Source organism: Aeromicrobium sp. PFPM2_SD2 (assembly GCF_057364525.1).
The window spans coordinates 1-979 of the sequence record NZ_JBNFNZ010000650.1; the positions used below are offsets into that span (position 1 = coordinate 1).

Annotated in this window: 1 pseudogene; it reads right to left on the bottom strand. The window is 76.1% G+C overall.

Annotation, left to right across the window (positions count from 1 at the left end):
• Positions 1 to 156: 156 nt before the first annotated feature.
• A pseudogene (locus AC2W7G_RS17175) lies at positions 157 to 918 on the bottom strand (HAD family hydrolase); the annotation flags it as partial.
• Positions 919 to 979 lie beyond the last annotated feature (61 nt).

Consider the following 979-nt stretch of genomic DNA (forward strand, 5'->3'; position numbering starts at 1 on the left):
CCGGACCGGGGGCGCTGGGGCCGGTGCTCATCGCCGCCAGGGCGTGCGTCAGCGCGACGTCACGCGGCAGCTGTGCTGCGAGCGCGAGCGCCCAGCGCAGCGCAGACCCACTCACGGTCTTCCCTCCCCGTCGGACCGCGCTCCAGTGTACGGGGCTCAGCGGCCGCGCTCGTCGTGTTCCGCGCGCGCGAGGTCGCGCACGAGGCGGTAGGCGGCCCCGCCGACCGCGCCGGCCGCGGCCACCTTGACGCCGGTGCCGGCCAGCTTGCGCCCGGTGCGGTAGTCGCGGACGAGCCAGCCGTGGGCCCGGGCGTGCCGGCGCAGGCGTCGGTCGGGGTTGATCGCGCACGGGTGCCCGACCAGCGAGAGCATCGGCAGGTCGTTGGCCGAGTCCGAGTACGCCGAGCAGCGCGACAGGTCCAGGCCCTCGGTCGCGGCCAGGCCGCGGACGGCCTCGGCCTTGCTCTCGCCGTGCAGCATCTCGCCGACGAGGCGTCCGGTGTAGACCCCGTCGCGCTGCTCGGCGACGGTGCCGAGGGCGCCGGTCAGGCCGAGGCGCGCCGCGACGACACGCGCGATCTCCACCGGGGCGGCGGTCACGAGCCAGACCCGCTGGCCCTGGTCGAGGTGCTGCTGGGCCAGGGCGCGCGTGCCGGGCCAGATGCGGTGGGCCATGTGCTCGTCGAAGACCTCCTCGACGATCGCCTCGAGCTCGGCCACCGGGTGGCCGGCGATGAACGCGAGGGCCGAGGCGCGCGTCTCGGCCACGTGGTCGGGGTCCTCGGAGCCGGCGACGCGGAACCAGGTCTGCTGCCACGCGGCCCGCAGGATCTGGCGGGTCGTGAACAGGTCGCGCTCGTGCAGGCCGCGCGCCAGGTGGTAGATCGAGGCGCCCTGCATGACGGTGTTGTCGACGTCGAAGAAGGCGGCGGCGGTCGGGTCGGCGCGTCGAGCGCGGCCTCACCGGCGGCGGCCGCGA